Raw genomic sequence first — 14,355 nt, forward strand, 5'->3', positions numbered from 1 at the left:
TCTCTTTCACCCGCAGCATCCGCCTCGCACGCCGACAGGTCACCGCGCAGGCGGCCTTTTCCCCCTGACCACCTGGCCGCCTCCCTCGTCGAGGGCCTGCGGGAGATAGCCCGCCACCTGCTGCCCCTGCGCCGTAGGCGCTTCAACCCCCGTGTCATCAAACGCAAGATGTCCAATTTCGGCGTCAAACGCGACGAACACCGGCGCCCTCCCCAGCCCGACCGGAGCCCTGCCGAGGCCGTGGCCATCGCCCCGCACTGGCGCACAGCCCCAATCAACCCACCGACCAAAGTCCCAAGAAGCTGGGACCCGATTCCTTAAGTCACTGGTATTGACTCTAACCTAGATCATTCATGAGGGTCCGTCAGCTTGCTGGCGGGCCCTGTGCGGATGGTTCGGTGGGGATTTCGGAGTCTGAGCAAGTTGAGAGCCCGGCTGTCGCGTCGGGTGGGCGTCGGGTTCCACGGCTCCGGTCGGCTCGTACTGCTCGCAGGGATGGGAAAGCACTGGTCAGCCTGGGTTCGGGAGGGCGTGAAGCCGGTCCAGAGCGTCGGTGATCACGTCGGTCCAGGGTCAGTGCTTGGCAAGGCGGAGGTAGCGAGGGCGGCCGGTGGTGACGAGTTGAGCGGCGGTGGAGTACAGCCGAAGCCGCAGGCGGAGGGGCTCCCAGCGCCGGGCGGTGCCAGTAAGGGCAAGCAGGGCATCCAGGCCAGCAGGTCCAGGGCGATCTGTACGATCTCCAGCCAGATCTGGTTCTGCGCGGCGTCGTGGAGGGGGGAAGTTGCGCAGGCCGGCGGCGCGGCTGCGGTCCGCGGCCCGAGCCCTCTGCCGGTGGCGCAGTTCGAGGGCGGCGATCGCCTCTCCGGCGGTGTTGGTGGCGAAGCAGGTCAGCCGCATGCCGTCGGCGTCGGTGAAGCGCAACTGGGCGCCGGGGTGCGGCCGTTCCTTGCGCACGATCAGCCGCAGCCCCTTCGGCCAGCCGGTCAGGCAATCGCTGCCGGCGTCGAGTTCGGCGACCCAGGCGCCGTCGCGGGTGTCGCCGTCGGGTTCCACGTGTCCAGGCTGAGGCCGGGACCTTCACGACGGCCTGGTGGATGGCGTCGGTGATGGTCACGCCGACCGAGTACGACAGCCACCTTCCGCGTTGGGCGAGCCAGGCGACGAACTGGTGGGTGCCGCCGCCGGAGTCGGTACGGATCAGCGTCTGACGGCCGCGCCGGAGCCGTTTCGGCAGCTGGTCCAAGGCCAGTCTGGTGGCCTCGATGTGGTCGGCGGCGGTGTTGGAGCCCGAGTTGCCGGGCCGCAACAACCCGACGACCGGCTCGCCGGACCCGCCGGGGCCGTGGTCGACGAACCCCATCAGCGGATGGTGCCCGAACGTCTTCTTTCAGGTCGCGGCGGCGTCCCGTTTCTCGAAGTGCGCGATGACGAGGACGCCGTCGATGTCCACGATCACCTGCCCGCCCGTGTCCGGCGCCGCCTGGCCGGCCAACTTCCAGACATGTTCGCGTACTTCGGCGCGGACCGTGCGCAGTGCGGTCAGGACCCGATACCCGCCCCGGGCGAGCGTGTCGATGAGTCGGGAGACCGTCGGGTCGGAGGCCACCGGCCCGAACACAGCGGGCTCTGCCCGCAACATGCCCGCATCAGCCAGGCAGTCCCTGCCCAGCGCGACCGCGAGGGCGACGTCCGGGAGGACCTTCTCCGCGGGTCGCGGACGGCCCGCTGCTTGCGCCACGGAGTGAGTGCCGCCGATATCGCCGCATCCAGGCCGGTCTTGCGGACCGTCTCGACCAGCAGCACCGCACCCGCCTGCGAAACCACTCCGCGACCGCCACCCTCGACGCGGACACGCGGGTAGGACCCGATACGCTTCTTCACCTGGAAAGTGCCTCCGACGGTGGCGGGAACAAGGACCTCAGCAATCCTCATTCTCGCTGGTCAGAGGCGCTTTCGGCTTTCACGATCACCGGTTGGACAATCCACCTCGTGAAAGCGCGAGGCTACTGAACTTGAGCTCGTGATGTCGGGCCTCGCGGCCTGAGGTGTGTCAGATGTGGGCCCTGATCTGCTGCACTGGATGTCCAAGTGCGTCCCCGATGGCGATCAGTTCCTCGTCGCTGAACCAGGCGCGCTCGGGGTTCCAGATGGCGATCTCGAATCGAGCAAAGCCACAGGGTCAGTCGTAGTCCAGTGCGTCCAGCGAGGTCGCGGTGCCGCAGCAGGGGACCACCACGGCGAGGGTTGCGAAGCCGTCGTCGCAGTGGGCTTCGAGTAGGTCGCCCCACCACTCCGTGTCGATCGACGCGCCACAGTGGGGACAACCGATCTTCTGCAGATTCTGACCACAGTCGACAACGGTGAGTGTGTCGTGCCAGGTGACGTCGATCTCGACGTCGGCGCCGCCGGGGAGCCCGGGGGTCAGGTCCTCCACGATCGACGCAGTACGGTCAGCTGCGGCTGGCTCGGGCTGCCAGTGCGGGTCGGTCGGAATGACAGAGAGGACGTCGTCACTCATGGGCTCACTCGATTCGTCGGGCGGGAACCTCATCCGGGCGAGGCGATGCTACTGAACGCGCGTTCGGGTGGCAGGTTTCCAAGCCGGTCAGGCGTCGAGGGCCAGGCCGGTGCCGGTGAGACAGCCGTCGAGCAGCTGGGGTCGATACTGCAGCATCTTGAGCTTGCGTTTCACGGTCCGGGTGATCTGCCCCAGGTCGGCGGCGGCGAGGTTGCCGAGGTCGTGCTTGACCAAGGAGCACACGCCTTCCTGCGGGTTCAGGTCCGGGGCGTAGGCAGTAGCTGGAACACCTTGAGCCAGTCGGTGTTGGTCACGAAGAACTCGCGCAAGTCTGCGGTGAGGTGAATGCGGACGTTGTCCCAGACCAGCACGATCGGACCACCCAGCTGGATCCGGGCGCGGACCAGCAGGTCACGAAAGTCCCGCGAGCCGAAGCCCTTGGGCTGGTTCTTGCCTCCGCGGTATTCGCGGACTGCGTAGATCAGCCGCGACCGCTCGCTCGCCTTGTAGCAGGTCATGCCCACCATGGACACCCGGCCCGAGCCTCGGCCTCTGACTCGCACCACTGGCGTCTGGCCGATTCGGCCCCAGGTCCTGGAACGCGGCGGTGTCAGCGACTGGCCGGCCTCGTCTTCGAAGACGATCCAGCCGTTGCAGGCCGCCGTGGTGCTTTTACCCGCGGCCAGACCTCCTTCTTCCACAGCTCCACCGCGTCATCGTCACGCTCGATGGCTCGGCGCGCGGGCTGCTGCCACGACCAGCCCGTGACGCTTGAGCAGTCGCCACGTGCCCTCCACCGTGTACGAGATACGGAAGAGCCGACCGATCAGTTTCTTGACCCGCGCCAAGGTCCATCGTTGGTCACCCCAGCCGTGTGCGAGCGGTCCACGCTCCAACTCCCGCTCCAGTCTGGCGACCTGGGCACCGCTGAGTTCCGGCCTGCCGGGCGACCCCTTCGAGGCGACACCAGCCGCCCCACCCTCACGCCACTGCCGCCGCCACCGTTCCACCGATCTTTCAGACACTCGCAGAGTGGCGGCGATGGCCTTGTTCCTGTCACCGGCTTCGAACCGAGCCACAGCAGCCAGCCGCACTCGCTCCCGGGCTTCCCTCTCGGCGTCGGTCAAGCCGCCGCCCTGCGCATACCTCACGGTCACAGCACTACAGCGCAAAGGGCTCAAGGCTCAGCCGAACGACCCGACATCACCCAATCAAGTTCAGTAGCCAACACCTATTGCTCACTTGAACGCCAGAGTCACACGAGAATGCGACTGTCACTGCCTTAAATATGCTGATCAAGATGCGGAACTAAAAAAGATCTCAGAATTCCGAATTCCGCTTATCGATCCACGGATGTGAGTATTGACCAAGGTGTGGATCGGCACTACTCTCTTGGCCACTTGGCCGGTTTCGAAAGGAGGGTCAGATGCCGGACGTACCACAGCGACGTTCCACAGGGACTTTTCGCGACTTGCAGGCAGAGGTCGCGCGCTCACGAATCCTCGAAGCGGCGATGAATCACATCAAAGCGACTACCTCAGAAGGTGACCTCGCATCCATTTCCTGGGACATGGACTTCACGCTGCACATTCATGCAGACGAAGAGGATGAGGTAGTCAGTAGGCGGGGCTAGGCAGAGGGGCAGAATCCTGGGTATCGAAAGGGGGTCGGGTCGGCATGTTTAATCTGGCTATTCTCAAGGTAACGTCGTTCTGCAACCTTGATTGCACATACTGTTACATGTTCAATCAGATGGACAGGACCTTTGAGAAGGTCATCAACAACATGCCACTCGACACGGCCCTCGCCTCCCTGGACCGCATAGAACGCCACTGTCAGGAGTACGAAAAGAAGGTTTTCCACATAACGCTGCATGGCGGAGAACCGAGTCTCTGGCCATATGAAAATTTCGTCGGCTTCTTCAAGCAAGTGGACCGCATCAGAAGCAAGGGCTACAAGATCTCCGTCAGTATGCAGACCAATGGCCTAAAAATGCCGCCCAAGCTTCTTCGCCTTCTTTCGGCGTCGCGAACAACGCTCGGGGTGAGCCTGGATGGCCCGCAGAGTCTCAATGACGCCGCGCGAACGACAAGGAACGGTCGAGGATCATACCAACGCGTGATGCGAACCGTCGAAACCATCCTTGATTCTGAGCATGCCCACCTACTGCACGGTTTTCTGAGCGTTGCTCAACCTCAATTGCCCCCGATCGAATACTTTGAGTGGGCAAACAGCCTACCGCTCCGCCGTCTTGACGTCTTGTGGCCACTTGAATTCCATTACGGGAACTATCCGTGGAAAACGGAAGGTCTTGCTGTCTATTCCGAGAGGCCTCGGTATGGGGCATGGTTTTCCGAGCTGTTTGATCTCTGGTGGAACTGTGATGATCCAGATTTGCACATCCGGTACTTTTATGAATGTCTCTACTCGCTGATGGGGTCAGGGCGGCACATTGAAAGTATTGTGAATGATCGAATCCCAATTGTCGTGGTGAACACTGATGGGGGTATTGAATACCACGACTACCTCAGGTCCTACTCCGACGGCGGAACCAGGACGAAATTTAATGTGCACAGGAACGATCTGACGGACCTTGCCGATGACCCAGGTTTCGACTTTCTCCTGAATCTGCACAAACATATGCCGAAAGAATGCAAAGGTTGCTCTCACGAAATCTTGTGCGGAGGAGGACTTCTCGCAGGCAGGGCCGATCGTGATGACGCTATCCCGCGGAAGAAGTCGGTACTTTGCCTGGATGAGTACTTTTTCTTCAATCACCTCAAAGAGCGCTTGAGTGAAGTTCTGTCAGGGGCGGGTGCGCCTTCAGAAGTAGTCCAGCGTGGGTTGACGGTAGGTGAAACAAATAGAATAGGATTCTCTCCCCGCGTGTATTTCGAAAAATTAGCCACAGGGCAGTCCTTCGATTGAGATGTGTTGGCCATATTCGTCTCCACCTGTCGTAGGTACGGGGAATCTGCTGGTCAGCCGGGGTTCGGCAGGAGTGCGAGCCGGTCGAGGGCTGTGGTGATGTAGCTGGTCCAGGGCCAGTGCCGGGCCAGCCGGAGGGTCCGCCGACGGCTGGTGGCCACGAGTTGCCCGGCCGTGGTGAACAGGCGGAGCCGTAGTCGGCGGGGCTCCCAGCATCTGGCCTTGCCCGTCAGGGCGAGCATCGGCATCCAGGCCAGCAGGTCGAGAGCGATCTGCACGATCTCCAGCCAGATCCGGTTCTGGGCCGTTCGGTGCAGGGGCAGGTTGCGCAGTCCGGTGGCCCGGGCGGCGCGGATGCGGTCCTCGGCCCGGGCCCGCAGCCGGTGACGCAGCTCGAGCTCGGCAACCGGCCGGCCTGAGGTGTTGGTGGCGGAACAGGTCAGCCGCATGCCGTCCGCGTCCGTGAGCCGCAACTGAGCTCCAGGGTGCGGTCGTTCCTTCCCGGCAATCAGCCGCATGTCTTTGAGCCAGCCGTCCAGGACGTCGCCGGTGAGCTCGGCGGCCCAGGCCGCGTCCCGGACTCGCCGTCCGCCTCGACGGCCGGCGTCGAGCTGATGCCGGAACCTTCAGCACGTGCTGGTGGATTGCCTCGGTGATCACCATGCCGACCGAGTAGGACAGCCACCGTCCTCGCTGAGCGAGCCAGGCGACGAAGTCGTGGGTGCCGCTCGCGGAGTCGGTGCGTATCAGGGTCTGCCGTCCGCGCCGGTACTTCTTCGGCAGCTGGGCCAGGGCCAGTTGAGCGGCGGTGATGTGGTCGGCGGCCGTGTTCGAGCCTGCGTTCCCCGGCCTGAGCAGGGCCGCCACGGGCTCACCGGTGCCGCCTGGTCCGTGGTCGACGAACCCCATCAGCGGGTGGTGTCCGTCGGTTCGCTTCCACGTTGGTGCGGCGTCCTCCTTGTCCGAATGCGCGATCACCAGCACCCCGTCGAGGTCGACGGCCACCGCCCTGCCCGCATCGGGCGCTTTCTCGTCGGCCAACTGCCAGGCCCGCTCGCAGGTTTCGGCCCGCGCGGCACGGATCACCCGCAGAGCTTTCTCCCCCGAAGCGGCAAGAGTGTCGATGAGGCGGGAGACCGTCGGGTCGGAGGCCACCGGCCCGAACGCAGCTGGCTCGGCCCGCAATATGCCGACATCGGCCAAGCCGTCTCCGCCCAACGCGACCGCCAGCGCGACGTCCAGCAGGACCTTTCCTGGATCATGGACAGCCTGCGGCTTCCGCCACGGCGCCAATGCCACGGATATTGCCTGGTCGAGGCCGGTCCTGCGGACCGTCTCCATCAGCAAGACCGAACCGGCCTGCGAGACCACCTGGCGGCCGTCCCCCTGGACACGGACACGCGGGTATGACGCGATAGGTCCTCCCACCTGGAAAGTGCTCTTTCCCTCGCAACCAACAGGACCCTCAGCAAGTCCTATCGTTGCAGGTCAAGAGCACTTTCTGCGTTTCTGATCAGCCTGCGGACAGGCCACCTCGTGAAAGCGCGAGGCTAAGGAGATAGCGTTTTGGTCCGACAAGCCCGCCGCCCAGGCCAGAGCCGAGATGCGGGGCGACGTCCTCCTGCCGCTCGTCCAGCTGCGTCTGGCTAAGTCCCTCCAGCTCAAGGCGCTGGTGCTACTGGACCAGCAGGGCACTGACACATACGGCGCGCGTTGCGCGACCTGCTTGCCGACGGCCTGGTCGGCCGGACCAACCGCGCCCAGCAGAGCTACTGGTACTGCACCCCCGCCGGCCTCGCCGAAGCCGCCGCGTCCGGTGAGCTCCTGCTGCGGTCGGGGCGGACCATGGGGCGGCGCGCGGCCGTGAAGACGGGCCTGAGCGAGCACGATCTCGCCTTGGTCGATACCGTCGTCGCCTTCCACCAGGCGCAGGCGGCCGGTCACACGTACTGGCGCCTCGAGGTACCCCACTCCGGCCGGCTCTCTGATTCCCGACGCCGTCGTCCTCCTGTGGGACGGCCGGGGTGCGTTCGTGGAGATCGACCGCACCATGACGTATGTCCGGCTGATCGAGAAGCTGCAGCGCTACGACGGCTGCCGCAACACACCGGCGACTGGACGCGGCAACGCCGTTCGCGCCCCACGCAGCCACTGGCAGGAGACCTACGCGGGCCCGTCCCTCGAGCGTGGCTTCCCGCAGTTGCTGTTCGTCTTCGCCCCCGCCCCTCGCCGCGCGGCGTCGGTCACCCGGGAAGCGGCCTTCCACCAGCGCGCCCAGCACCTCCGCAGCCTGAACTACCGGATCATCGCGGCGACCACGACGCCGGCGCAGCTCACCCAGCACGGGCCCGATGAGCCGGTGTGGCAGGTCGGGGCGAGGGAGAGGAATGCCGCTCCCTCGCCGCGTTGCCGAAGGCGCGTTGAGGGCCGGACCCGCTGCCGCGCGGCGTGTTATCGGTGGCGGCTGACGAGCAGTTGGTCAATGGCCGCGTCTACGGCGCGGACCACGACGCCCCCAACCCCGGTCCGCTTCCGCACCGGACCTACCTGGAACTGGTCGGCGGACCGCTGGATGGCCTGCTGCTGGACATCCACGGGTGGCGGACCGTGGAAGTCGACGTCGGGGTGGCCCTGTCCACCGAGCTCGGGCAGTTCCCCGGCGGCCGGTCGCTGTACGACCCGCGCCCCGGCGAGGACGAGGGCTGCGGCGGCGATCTTCGTGATGCGTCTGGGGTCAAGGCTGAGCTGGCGCAGGGCCTTGGAGGTGGTCGTGAGCTGGGAGGTGTTCGCAAACCACAGCGCGCAACGGGCGCTACCGGGAAAGGCTCAATGATGCTCAAAGCGAGTTGAGCACAACTACTGTTCGGGGTTTCGCGTACATCGCCGTCGTCGTCCCGAGGTACTTCTCGTACATCGGCAGCTTGAGAACTTCGGTTACATACTCAACGCCACTGCGCCACCGCTCTGTCAAGATCACCGTTCCCGGCTCGTCAGCGACCTGGCCAGCTTCCAACACGAGGCACGCCTCAAGGGCGCGAGCTTGCGGCAGGATCTCTTGCAACGCGGCCTGGTACTCGTCCCACCGGCTCAGGTTGATGTACAGGGTGTTGACCATCATTAGTTCGCCATCGGTAATCCCGGCAGGCATCTCTTCTGTCACCCACTGCTCCTTTCATCGGTACTTACATTGAGCCTTTCCCGGTAGCGCCCGTTGCGCGCTGTGGTTTGCGAACGCCTCCCAGCTCACGACCACCTCCAAGGCCCTGCGCCAGCTCAGCCTTGACCCCAGACGCATCACGAAGATCGCCGCCGCAGCCCTCGTCCTGCTTCAGCTTGAGTACGACCGCACCATCTGATCAATCACAGAACGTCATGATTCGTTACTGGTGAAGGCTGAGTATTGTCACCGGGCCGGAGTTCGCTCGTCGACCCATCTTGGACGATCTTCCCCGGAGAAGGCCATACCGCGACGTCATCAACCTGGACACCGTACGGCGAAGTTCTGGTCAGCCGGTGATCGACCGTGGCAGGGCTCTGCCCTCCCGGGCAGGAAGGAGAGTGCCGCAATGTGCGGTTTTGCCGAGACGGAAGGCGGACTGTGCCTGGACGGGAAGGCGGGACCCGGCCCCGAGAACACCTGCGTCGGAGTCGGGCTGCCCATCCAGATGTGGCACCCGCCCGACTGTCCGACGTGGACCATCATGCAGATCAACATCGTGGTGGGCTCCCGGCTTGTGAAAGGGCAGGACGCATGAGCCAAGGACGTCTTCCCGGCCGCGCACGAGGAAGCGGGCGTTCGCGGAGTCTGGAAGCTTGAACAAGCGGAACCCACGCCGCGGTTCGGCGGAATCCCGGCTCTGCGGTTGGGTTCACCCCGCTTGCCGTTCCGAGCCGGGAACGTCTGAGGCTGGGGTGACTCCGACCGGCGGCCCTCGGCGCCGTTACCGGCCGGTGGAGTCGGAAGGAATCATTTGACGACAGCGGTAGCTCGGTGGGCGGTCTCAGGCGAGCGCGTGCAGCAGCGAGCTGAGGGGCTGGCGTGGAACCGGCTTCTAGCATCTTCCGGCTACAGGGCTCACGATGTCGGCCCTTCGGCAGGGTGTCCCGCACCACGATGCGGTACATCAATGCTGCCCACCCCGAACGCACCGCGAAGCTGCCCCGCTTGACCGCACCGCCGACGGGCCCTCTTCCTGCCGTCAGGCAGGCGTTGAGGGATGCCGCTCAGGCTCTCGGCGGGGTGATGTGCCGCAGGCCGTCGAGCAGGAGGCCGGTGATCTGGCGGGCTTCGTCCCGCCAGCCCTCGGTGGCGCGCAGGTTGCAGATGCCGCCCAGGGCGCGCAGCAGGGTGGAGCCGGTGACGTCGCCGCGGAGGGTGCCGGCCGCATTGCCCGCGGCGAGGAGGTGGCCGAGGGCCTCGGCCATCCGGTTGCGGGCGTCGCCGAAGACGGGTGAGTCCGTCGCCATGATGCTCTCCAGGACGAGGGACATTCCCTTGCCCACGGCGGCGTGATCCACGAGAAGGAGCAAGAAGCGGCGCAGGGCCTCGTCCGGGGCGTGCTGGTCCAGGAGGTCGGCGGGCGCGGAGCACAGGTCGTCGACCTCCTTGCGGTAGACCTCCTCGATGAGGGCTTCTCGGGTTTCGAAGTGCCGGTAGAGCGTGCCCACGGCAACGCCGGCGCTGCGGGCGATGTCCTCCACGTGGGTGTCGGCGTCCCCGTCGAGAAACGCCTGACGGGCCGCGGACAGGAGCGCGTCGCGGTTGCGGCGCGCGTCGGCGCGCAGGGGGCGTGATGCCGGCAAGACAACCTCCATAAGCTGAGTCTGATTCCGTTTGTGTATGCTTAACCGGAGTCAGGTTCATCTTACCGAAGGGGCTGCCGTACCGATGGTGGAGAAAAGTGAAGGGATGGGCGGCCTGCGCGTGCTGGTCACCGGTGGGAACCGTGGCCTGGGCGAGGCGACCGTCCGCCGCTTCGTCCGGGCGGGTGCGACCGTACTGGCGGCCTCGCGCGGCAAGCCTGAGCCGAGCAGCGCTGCCACGTTCATCGCCGCTGACCTGTCGACCGAGGAAGGCGTGGCGGACCTCGGCCCGCCGGGTGATCGACCATGTTGGTGGGGTGGACGTGCTCGTGAACAATGCGGGCGCAGCGAGTGCTCCTGCGCCGATTCTGGCCCGGCGGGAGGAGTCCTGGCGGGCCGATTTGGAGATGCACTTCCTCAGCTCCGCGCGCCTGGACCGGGTCCTGGTGCCGGGGATGGCCGAGCGGGGCTCGGGTGTCGTCGTGCACATCTCGTCGATCGCCAGCCAGCTGCCGCATCGTGGTGACGCCCTACGCCGCCGCCAACGCCGCTCTCAACAACTACAGCCGCGCCCTGGCAGCCGAGGTGGGTGAGCACGGGGTGCGCGTGGTGTGTGTCCTTCCCGGTTTCGTCGTCACTGACGGCGCTACTGCCCACCTCCAGCGCACGGCCGCTCCTGTGAGCCACTTCGCGCGGCTGGAGGCCAGGAAGGCGATCCGCGTTGACGGCGGCATCATCCCGACCGTCTGAGCGTCAACCGACCGAAGAACAGGACCTTCCCATGCCCATGACCTTGAGTTCCGTGATCATCGACGCTGGCGAGATCGAGCCTGAGAGCGCGTTCTGGTACCAGCTGCTCGGCGGCTCGATCCATCGCACACCGTCCCACCACTTCATCCAGGCCCCCGGCCTGCCGGTCATCGTCATCCAGTCGGCCCCGGGCAACATCGCCCCGAACTGGCCGGACGGCAGCCCTCAGCAGATACACCTCGACTTTGCCGTCGACGACCTCATGAGTGCCGACCGCGCGGCCATCGACGCCGGCGCATCCCGCCTGCGTCCCACCGGCGACGTCACCGAGGAGGCCCGGACCGGCAGCCGGGTTTACGCCAGCCCGGCCGGACACCCCTTCTGCCTGCGGGCCGCGGCGTGATACCGGGCCGCTGCGCCGCCTCTGGGACCGGCGGGACCGGTGACGGACGCGGCTCTCGCGCGGGCAATCAGCGCCGTGTGGGTGGCGTGACCCCGACAGTTCTTACGTGGAGGGAGATGGGCGCTCATGCGTTCCGCATCCACTACTGAAAACCCGTCTGGCCTCTCCGTCCTGGTGGTGGGCCTCGGGGCGCTCATGGCCGTTTTGCCGCAGACCCTCATCCTGCCGGTCATTCCGGTGATCGCCCGTGATGTCGGGGCGACAGCCGGTCAGGCACAGTGGCTGCTGACCTCCACCTTGCTGTCCGGTGCGGTGGCCGTCCCTATCGTGAGCCGCTTCGCCGACCTGCGGGGCCGGCGGCTCATGCTTCAGCTCACGCTCGTCACTCTCGCGGTCGGCTCCCTCATTGACGCGCTGACCAGTGACCTTGGCCTGATGATCGTCGGGCGGGTGCTCGCGGGGATCTCCGCTGCGGCGGTTCCGCTGGGAATCAGCCTGCTGGCGGCCACGCTGCCACGCGAACGCCAGGCATCGGGCATGGTGGTGGTCAGCGCCATGCTCGGCGTCGGCAACGCACTGGGCCTGCCCCTCGCGGGTCTGATCGGCGACCGAGCCGACTACCACGTCCTTTACTGGATCGTGTTTGCCGGTGCGGTCGTGAGCGTCGTCCTCATCTCGCTCGTCGTACGCGAACCGCGCATCGCGAGGGGCCAGGCCAGAGTTGACCTGCCCGGCATCGTTCTGCTCGTCAGTGGACTCGGCGGACTCGTTCTGCCGCTGGCGCAGGGCTCTGCGTGGGGATGGGGCTCCATCCGCGTCATGGGCCTGTTCACCGCGGCCTTGGTGCTGCTGGTGCTGCTCGTAGTCGTCGAGCGCCGCACGCCCAGTCCCCTGGTGAACATGCGCGCCCTGGCCCAGCCGGCCGTGCTGATCACGAACATTGCCTCGGTCTTCGTGGGCTTCGCATTGTTCGCAAGTTTCGTCGGCGCGTCCACCTACGTGCAGGCACCCACAGCAACTGGATACGGTTTCGGCGCCTCGGTGCTGACGGCCGGACTGACCCTTCTGCCCAGCGGGCTGCTGATGCTCCTGCTGGCCCCGTTCGCCGCGCGACTCATCAAACGATGGGGCGGGGGCTGGGTGCTGAGTCTGGCCGGAGTCATCATTGCCGCGGGTCTGATCGAGCGGATCGTCGCTACCTCCGCCCTGTGGGAGGTCGTGGCCGGGACCGCGATCGTGGGGATCGGCTCGGGAGTCGCCTACGCCGCACTGCCCTCGCTCATCACTGCCCACAGCCGGCCAGATGAGCTGTCGGCCGCGAACGGCATCAACAGCGTGGCCCGCTCGATGGGCAGCACATTCGCCAGCGCCATCGGGGGCAGCATCCTCGCCGCGATGACCATGGACATCGGCGGCACGCAGGTTCCATCGCTGGCCGGCTACCGCACACTGTTCGTGATCTGCGCCGCGGCCGGCGTGCTGGCAGCCGCGGGCGGGATCATCGTCGCCCGTGCGGGCGCGCGCAGCACGACGGACAACGACGACTCCGCCCGCACCGGTACGGCGCAGCACCGTGCTGGCCTGCCGCTCACCAACCGCGCAGAGTGACCCGGGGCCCGCCCTGGAACTCGCGGCACTCGGGCTACGAGCACGACGGGCGCCGAGAACGGCACCCCTAGGTAAACCCAGAAGCGGCGTCCGGCCTGAACGCGGAGGTGCGGCGGCAAGTCTCACCCGCCCCCGCCGCAGCCACGATTCACGACCCGCACAACTGCGGACCGCACAGAAAGAGCAAGCAGATGGAACTCGAAGTCGACATAGACCACAGCGCCCCCGTCATCGTCAGGGCGAGCTGCGAGATCAACGCCCCGATCGACCAAGTGTGGGAGATTCATTCGAACGTCCCCGCATGGCCCCAGTGGCAAAAGGACATCCGCGTCGCCGAGATCGACGGTGAACTCGCGGCCGGATCCAACATCACCTGGGGAGCATGGGGCTACGACGGCCTGTTCCCGGCCCACATCGGGCTGATCGAACATCAGCGGCGGACAGTGTGGAGCGGTGCCAACGCCGGGATCTACGGCATCCACGCCTTCACCTTTACACCGCGCGGCCACGTCACAGAGGTCGAGACCGCCGAGAGCTGGGACACCGACCCGGGCTCGCACGCCGTCGCTACGCTCCAGACCTTCCTGCAGGGATGGCTGGACCACCTGAAGGCGACAGTGGAAAACACCTCACCGTCCGCCTGACGCATCGCGGCCGGCACTCCACCGTGGCGGGCCCCGCCACGGTGGAGTGCCGGCCGCCTGGCCCTAGCCTTCCGTGACCTCCGACACCTGCCGGGTCAGCACGTTCGCCCCCGAGCGGTCGCGGCACCCCAGCCCTGTTCTCCTCCTGGCCCTGGCTCTGCCCGAAGCTCGGGCCGTCGCTGCGGTCGTCATGGACACTCAGCTTGTCCTAAACGCATCGACAGGCGTTGTTGCTTGTGCGAGGCCGGTTCTTCAGCTCGATGAACACGTACAGCCAGTACTTGGCGCCCTCGCGACCGTCGCCGGCCCAGATGCCGAGGATGCCGCGGGTGCCGTCCACCGTCACCGCCATCACCACGCAGATGGGACGGTTCCCGACCTTCCCGCCCCAGATCTTGACGTGTATGGCGTCCACGCACAGGAGCGGATAGGCGCGGCGGTTTCCATCCGTGGTTGCGACACCCGAAGGGACTTGGACCCATGCCGCGAGGTGGAGCCAACCGACTGCCGTTGTCGGTGCCGAAGGAGTACTTCGAGCTGCGTAGAGATGGCCTGAAAGGGGCAGCCGCTGCCCGCCGAGTGGGCGTATCCACCAGTGCGGGCTCGCTGTGGTTCATCAAGGCTGGACGCATGCTCTTGCCCGACAGACCCGTCGACGACCGATACCTCACCCAGAACGACCGCATCGCGATCGCCGAGGG

8 protein-coding genes and 9 pseudogenes are annotated in these 14,355 nt (G+C 66.1%); 9 read left to right on the forward strand and 8 right to left on the reverse strand.

What is annotated here, in order from left to right; all coding sequences use genetic code 11:
• Nucleotides 1–510 precede the first annotated feature (510 nt).
• The 3 genes and pseudogenes from H293_RS53510 to H293_RS62060 form a co-directional block, all read right to left on the reverse strand.
• A pseudogene (locus tag H293_RS53510) lies at nt 511–1,881 on the reverse strand (IS1380 family transposase).
• 298 nt (nt 1,882–2,179) lie between these two features.
• Nucleotides 2,180–2,518: a hypothetical protein gene (locus H293_RS53515; RefSeq protein ID WP_020124758.1), complete on the reverse strand. Its 339-nt coding sequence runs from the start codon at nt 2,516–2,518 to the stop codon at nt 2,180–2,182.
• Between the two features lie 87 nt (nt 2,519–2,605).
• Nucleotides 2,606–3,669, reverse strand: a pseudogene (locus H293_RS62060) (IS630 family transposase).
• A gap of 526 nt (nt 3,670–4,195) precedes the next feature.
• On the opposite strand from H293_RS62060, the gene H293_RS56695 reads away from it, so the two are divergent.
• Nucleotides 4,196–5,446 carry a radical SAM protein gene (locus H293_RS56695; protein WP_033416772.1) on the forward strand — a complete coding sequence of 417 codons (1,251 nt, stop codon included), beginning with the start codon at nt 4,196–4,198 and terminating at the stop codon, nt 5,444–5,446.
• A gap of 53 nt (nt 5,447–5,499) precedes the next feature.
• Here the strand turns inward: H293_RS56695 and H293_RS53525 are convergent.
• Nucleotides 5,500–6,874 (reverse strand): annotated as a pseudogene (locus H293_RS53525) (IS1380 family transposase).
• A 1,029-nt stretch (nt 6,875–7,903) separates the two neighbouring features.
• Between H293_RS53525 and H293_RS56705 the strand changes: the two are divergent.
• Nucleotides 7,904–8,140: pseudogene (locus tag H293_RS56705) on the forward strand (hypothetical protein); the annotation flags it as partial.
• Here the strand turns inward: H293_RS56705 and H293_RS58140 are convergent.
• Both H293_RS58140 and H293_RS0147360 read right to left on the reverse strand, forming a co-directional pair.
• Nucleotides 8,138–8,227 (reverse strand): annotated as a pseudogene (locus H293_RS58140) (IS5/IS1182 family transposase); the annotation flags it as partial. The pseudogenes H293_RS56705 and H293_RS58140 sit on opposite strands and share 3 nt — an antisense overlap.
• A gap of 55 nt (nt 8,228–8,282) precedes the next feature.
• The gene (locus H293_RS0147360; RefSeq protein WP_020124762.1) at nt 8,283–8,606 is read right to left on the reverse strand and encodes a putative quinol monooxygenase; all 324 of its coding nucleotides are present in this window, start codon (nt 8,604–8,606) and stop codon (nt 8,283–8,285) included.
• Between the two features lie 76 nt (nt 8,607–8,682).
• Here H293_RS0147360 and H293_RS58145 point away from each other — a divergent pair.
• Nucleotides 8,683–8,802 (forward strand): annotated as a pseudogene (locus H293_RS58145) (IS5/IS1182 family transposase); the annotation flags it as partial.
• Nucleotides 8,803–9,012: 210 nt separating this feature from the next.
• A complete protein-coding gene (locus H293_RS0147365) occupies nt 9,013–9,201 on the forward strand; it encodes a hypothetical protein (protein WP_020124763.1) in 189 nt (62 codons plus the stop codon).
• Between the two features lie 469 nt (nt 9,202–9,670).
• Here H293_RS0147365 and H293_RS0147370 read toward each other — a convergent pair whose 3' ends face one another.
• A complete protein-coding gene (locus H293_RS0147370; protein ID WP_020124764.1) occupies nt 9,671–10,261 on the reverse strand; it encodes a TetR/AcrR family transcriptional regulator in 591 nt (196 codons plus the stop codon).
• Between the two features lie 73 nt (nt 10,262–10,334).
• Between H293_RS0147370 and H293_RS59610 the strand changes: the two are divergent.
• The 4 genes and pseudogenes from H293_RS59610 to H293_RS52180 all read left to right on the forward strand — a co-directional run bounded on the left by H293_RS59610 (nt 10,335) and on the right by H293_RS52180 (nt 13,654).
• Nucleotides 10,335–10,999: pseudogene (locus H293_RS59610) on the forward strand (SDR family NAD(P)-dependent oxidoreductase).
• A gap of 31 nt (nt 11,000–11,030) precedes the next feature.
• Nucleotides 11,031–11,402: a VOC family protein gene (locus H293_RS0147380; RefSeq protein WP_020124766.1), complete on the forward strand. Its 372-nt coding sequence runs from the start codon at nt 11,031–11,033 to the stop codon at nt 11,400–11,402.
• 126 nt (nt 11,403–11,528) lie between these two features.
• Nucleotides 11,529–13,010 carry an MFS transporter gene (locus tag H293_RS52175; protein ID WP_106968627.1) on the forward strand — a complete coding sequence of 494 codons (1,482 nt, stop codon included), beginning with the start codon at nt 11,529–11,531 and terminating at the stop codon, nt 13,008–13,010.
• Nucleotides 13,011–13,201: 191 nt separating this feature from the next.
• Nucleotides 13,202–13,654: an SRPBCC family protein gene (locus tag H293_RS52180; RefSeq protein WP_020124768.1), complete on the forward strand. Its 453-nt coding sequence runs from the start codon at nt 13,202–13,204 to the stop codon at nt 13,652–13,654.
• Between the two features lie 244 nt (nt 13,655–13,898).
• On the opposite strand, the pseudogene H293_RS62065 reads toward H293_RS52180, so the two are convergent.
• Nucleotides 13,899–14,084: pseudogene (locus H293_RS62065) on the reverse strand (transposase); the annotation flags it as partial.
• Between the two features lie 50 nt (nt 14,085–14,134).
• Here H293_RS62065 and H293_RS59675 point away from each other — a divergent pair.
• Nucleotides 14,135–14,355 (forward strand): annotated as a pseudogene (locus tag H293_RS59675) (IS30 family transposase); the annotation flags it as partial.

It is taken from the genome of Streptomyces canus 299MFChir4.1, assembly GCF_000383615.1.
Classification (GTDB): Bacteria; Actinomycetota; Actinomycetes; order Streptomycetales; family Streptomycetaceae; genus Streptomyces; species Streptomyces canus_C.

Excerpts from the sequence above, each read along its gene's own strand:
- H293_RS52180 (WP_020124768.1), top strand. The coding sequence starts at position 13,202 with ATGGAACTCGAAGTCGACATAGACCACAGCGCCCCCGTCATCGTCAGG.
- H293_RS56695 (WP_033416772.1), top strand. The coding sequence starts at position 4,196 with ATGTTTAATCTGGCTATTCTCAAGGTAACGTCGTTCTGCAACCTTGAT.
- H293_RS53515 (WP_020124758.1), bottom strand. The coding sequence starts at position 2,518 with ATGAGTGACGACGTCCTCTCTGTCATTCCGACCGACCCGCACTGGCAG.
- H293_RS52175 (WP_106968627.1), top strand. The coding sequence starts at position 11,529 with ATGCGTTCCGCATCCACTACTGAAAACCCGTCTGGCCTCTCCGTCCTG.
- H293_RS0147370 (WP_020124764.1), bottom strand. The coding sequence starts at position 10,261 with ATGGAGGTTGTCTTGCCGGCATCACGCCCCCTGCGCGCCGACGCGCGC.
- H293_RS0147365 (WP_020124763.1), top strand. The coding sequence starts at position 9,013 with ATGTGCGGTTTTGCCGAGACGGAAGGCGGACTGTGCCTGGACGGGAAG.
- H293_RS0147380 (WP_020124766.1), top strand. The coding sequence starts at position 11,031 with ATGCCCATGACCTTGAGTTCCGTGATCATCGACGCTGGCGAGATCGAG.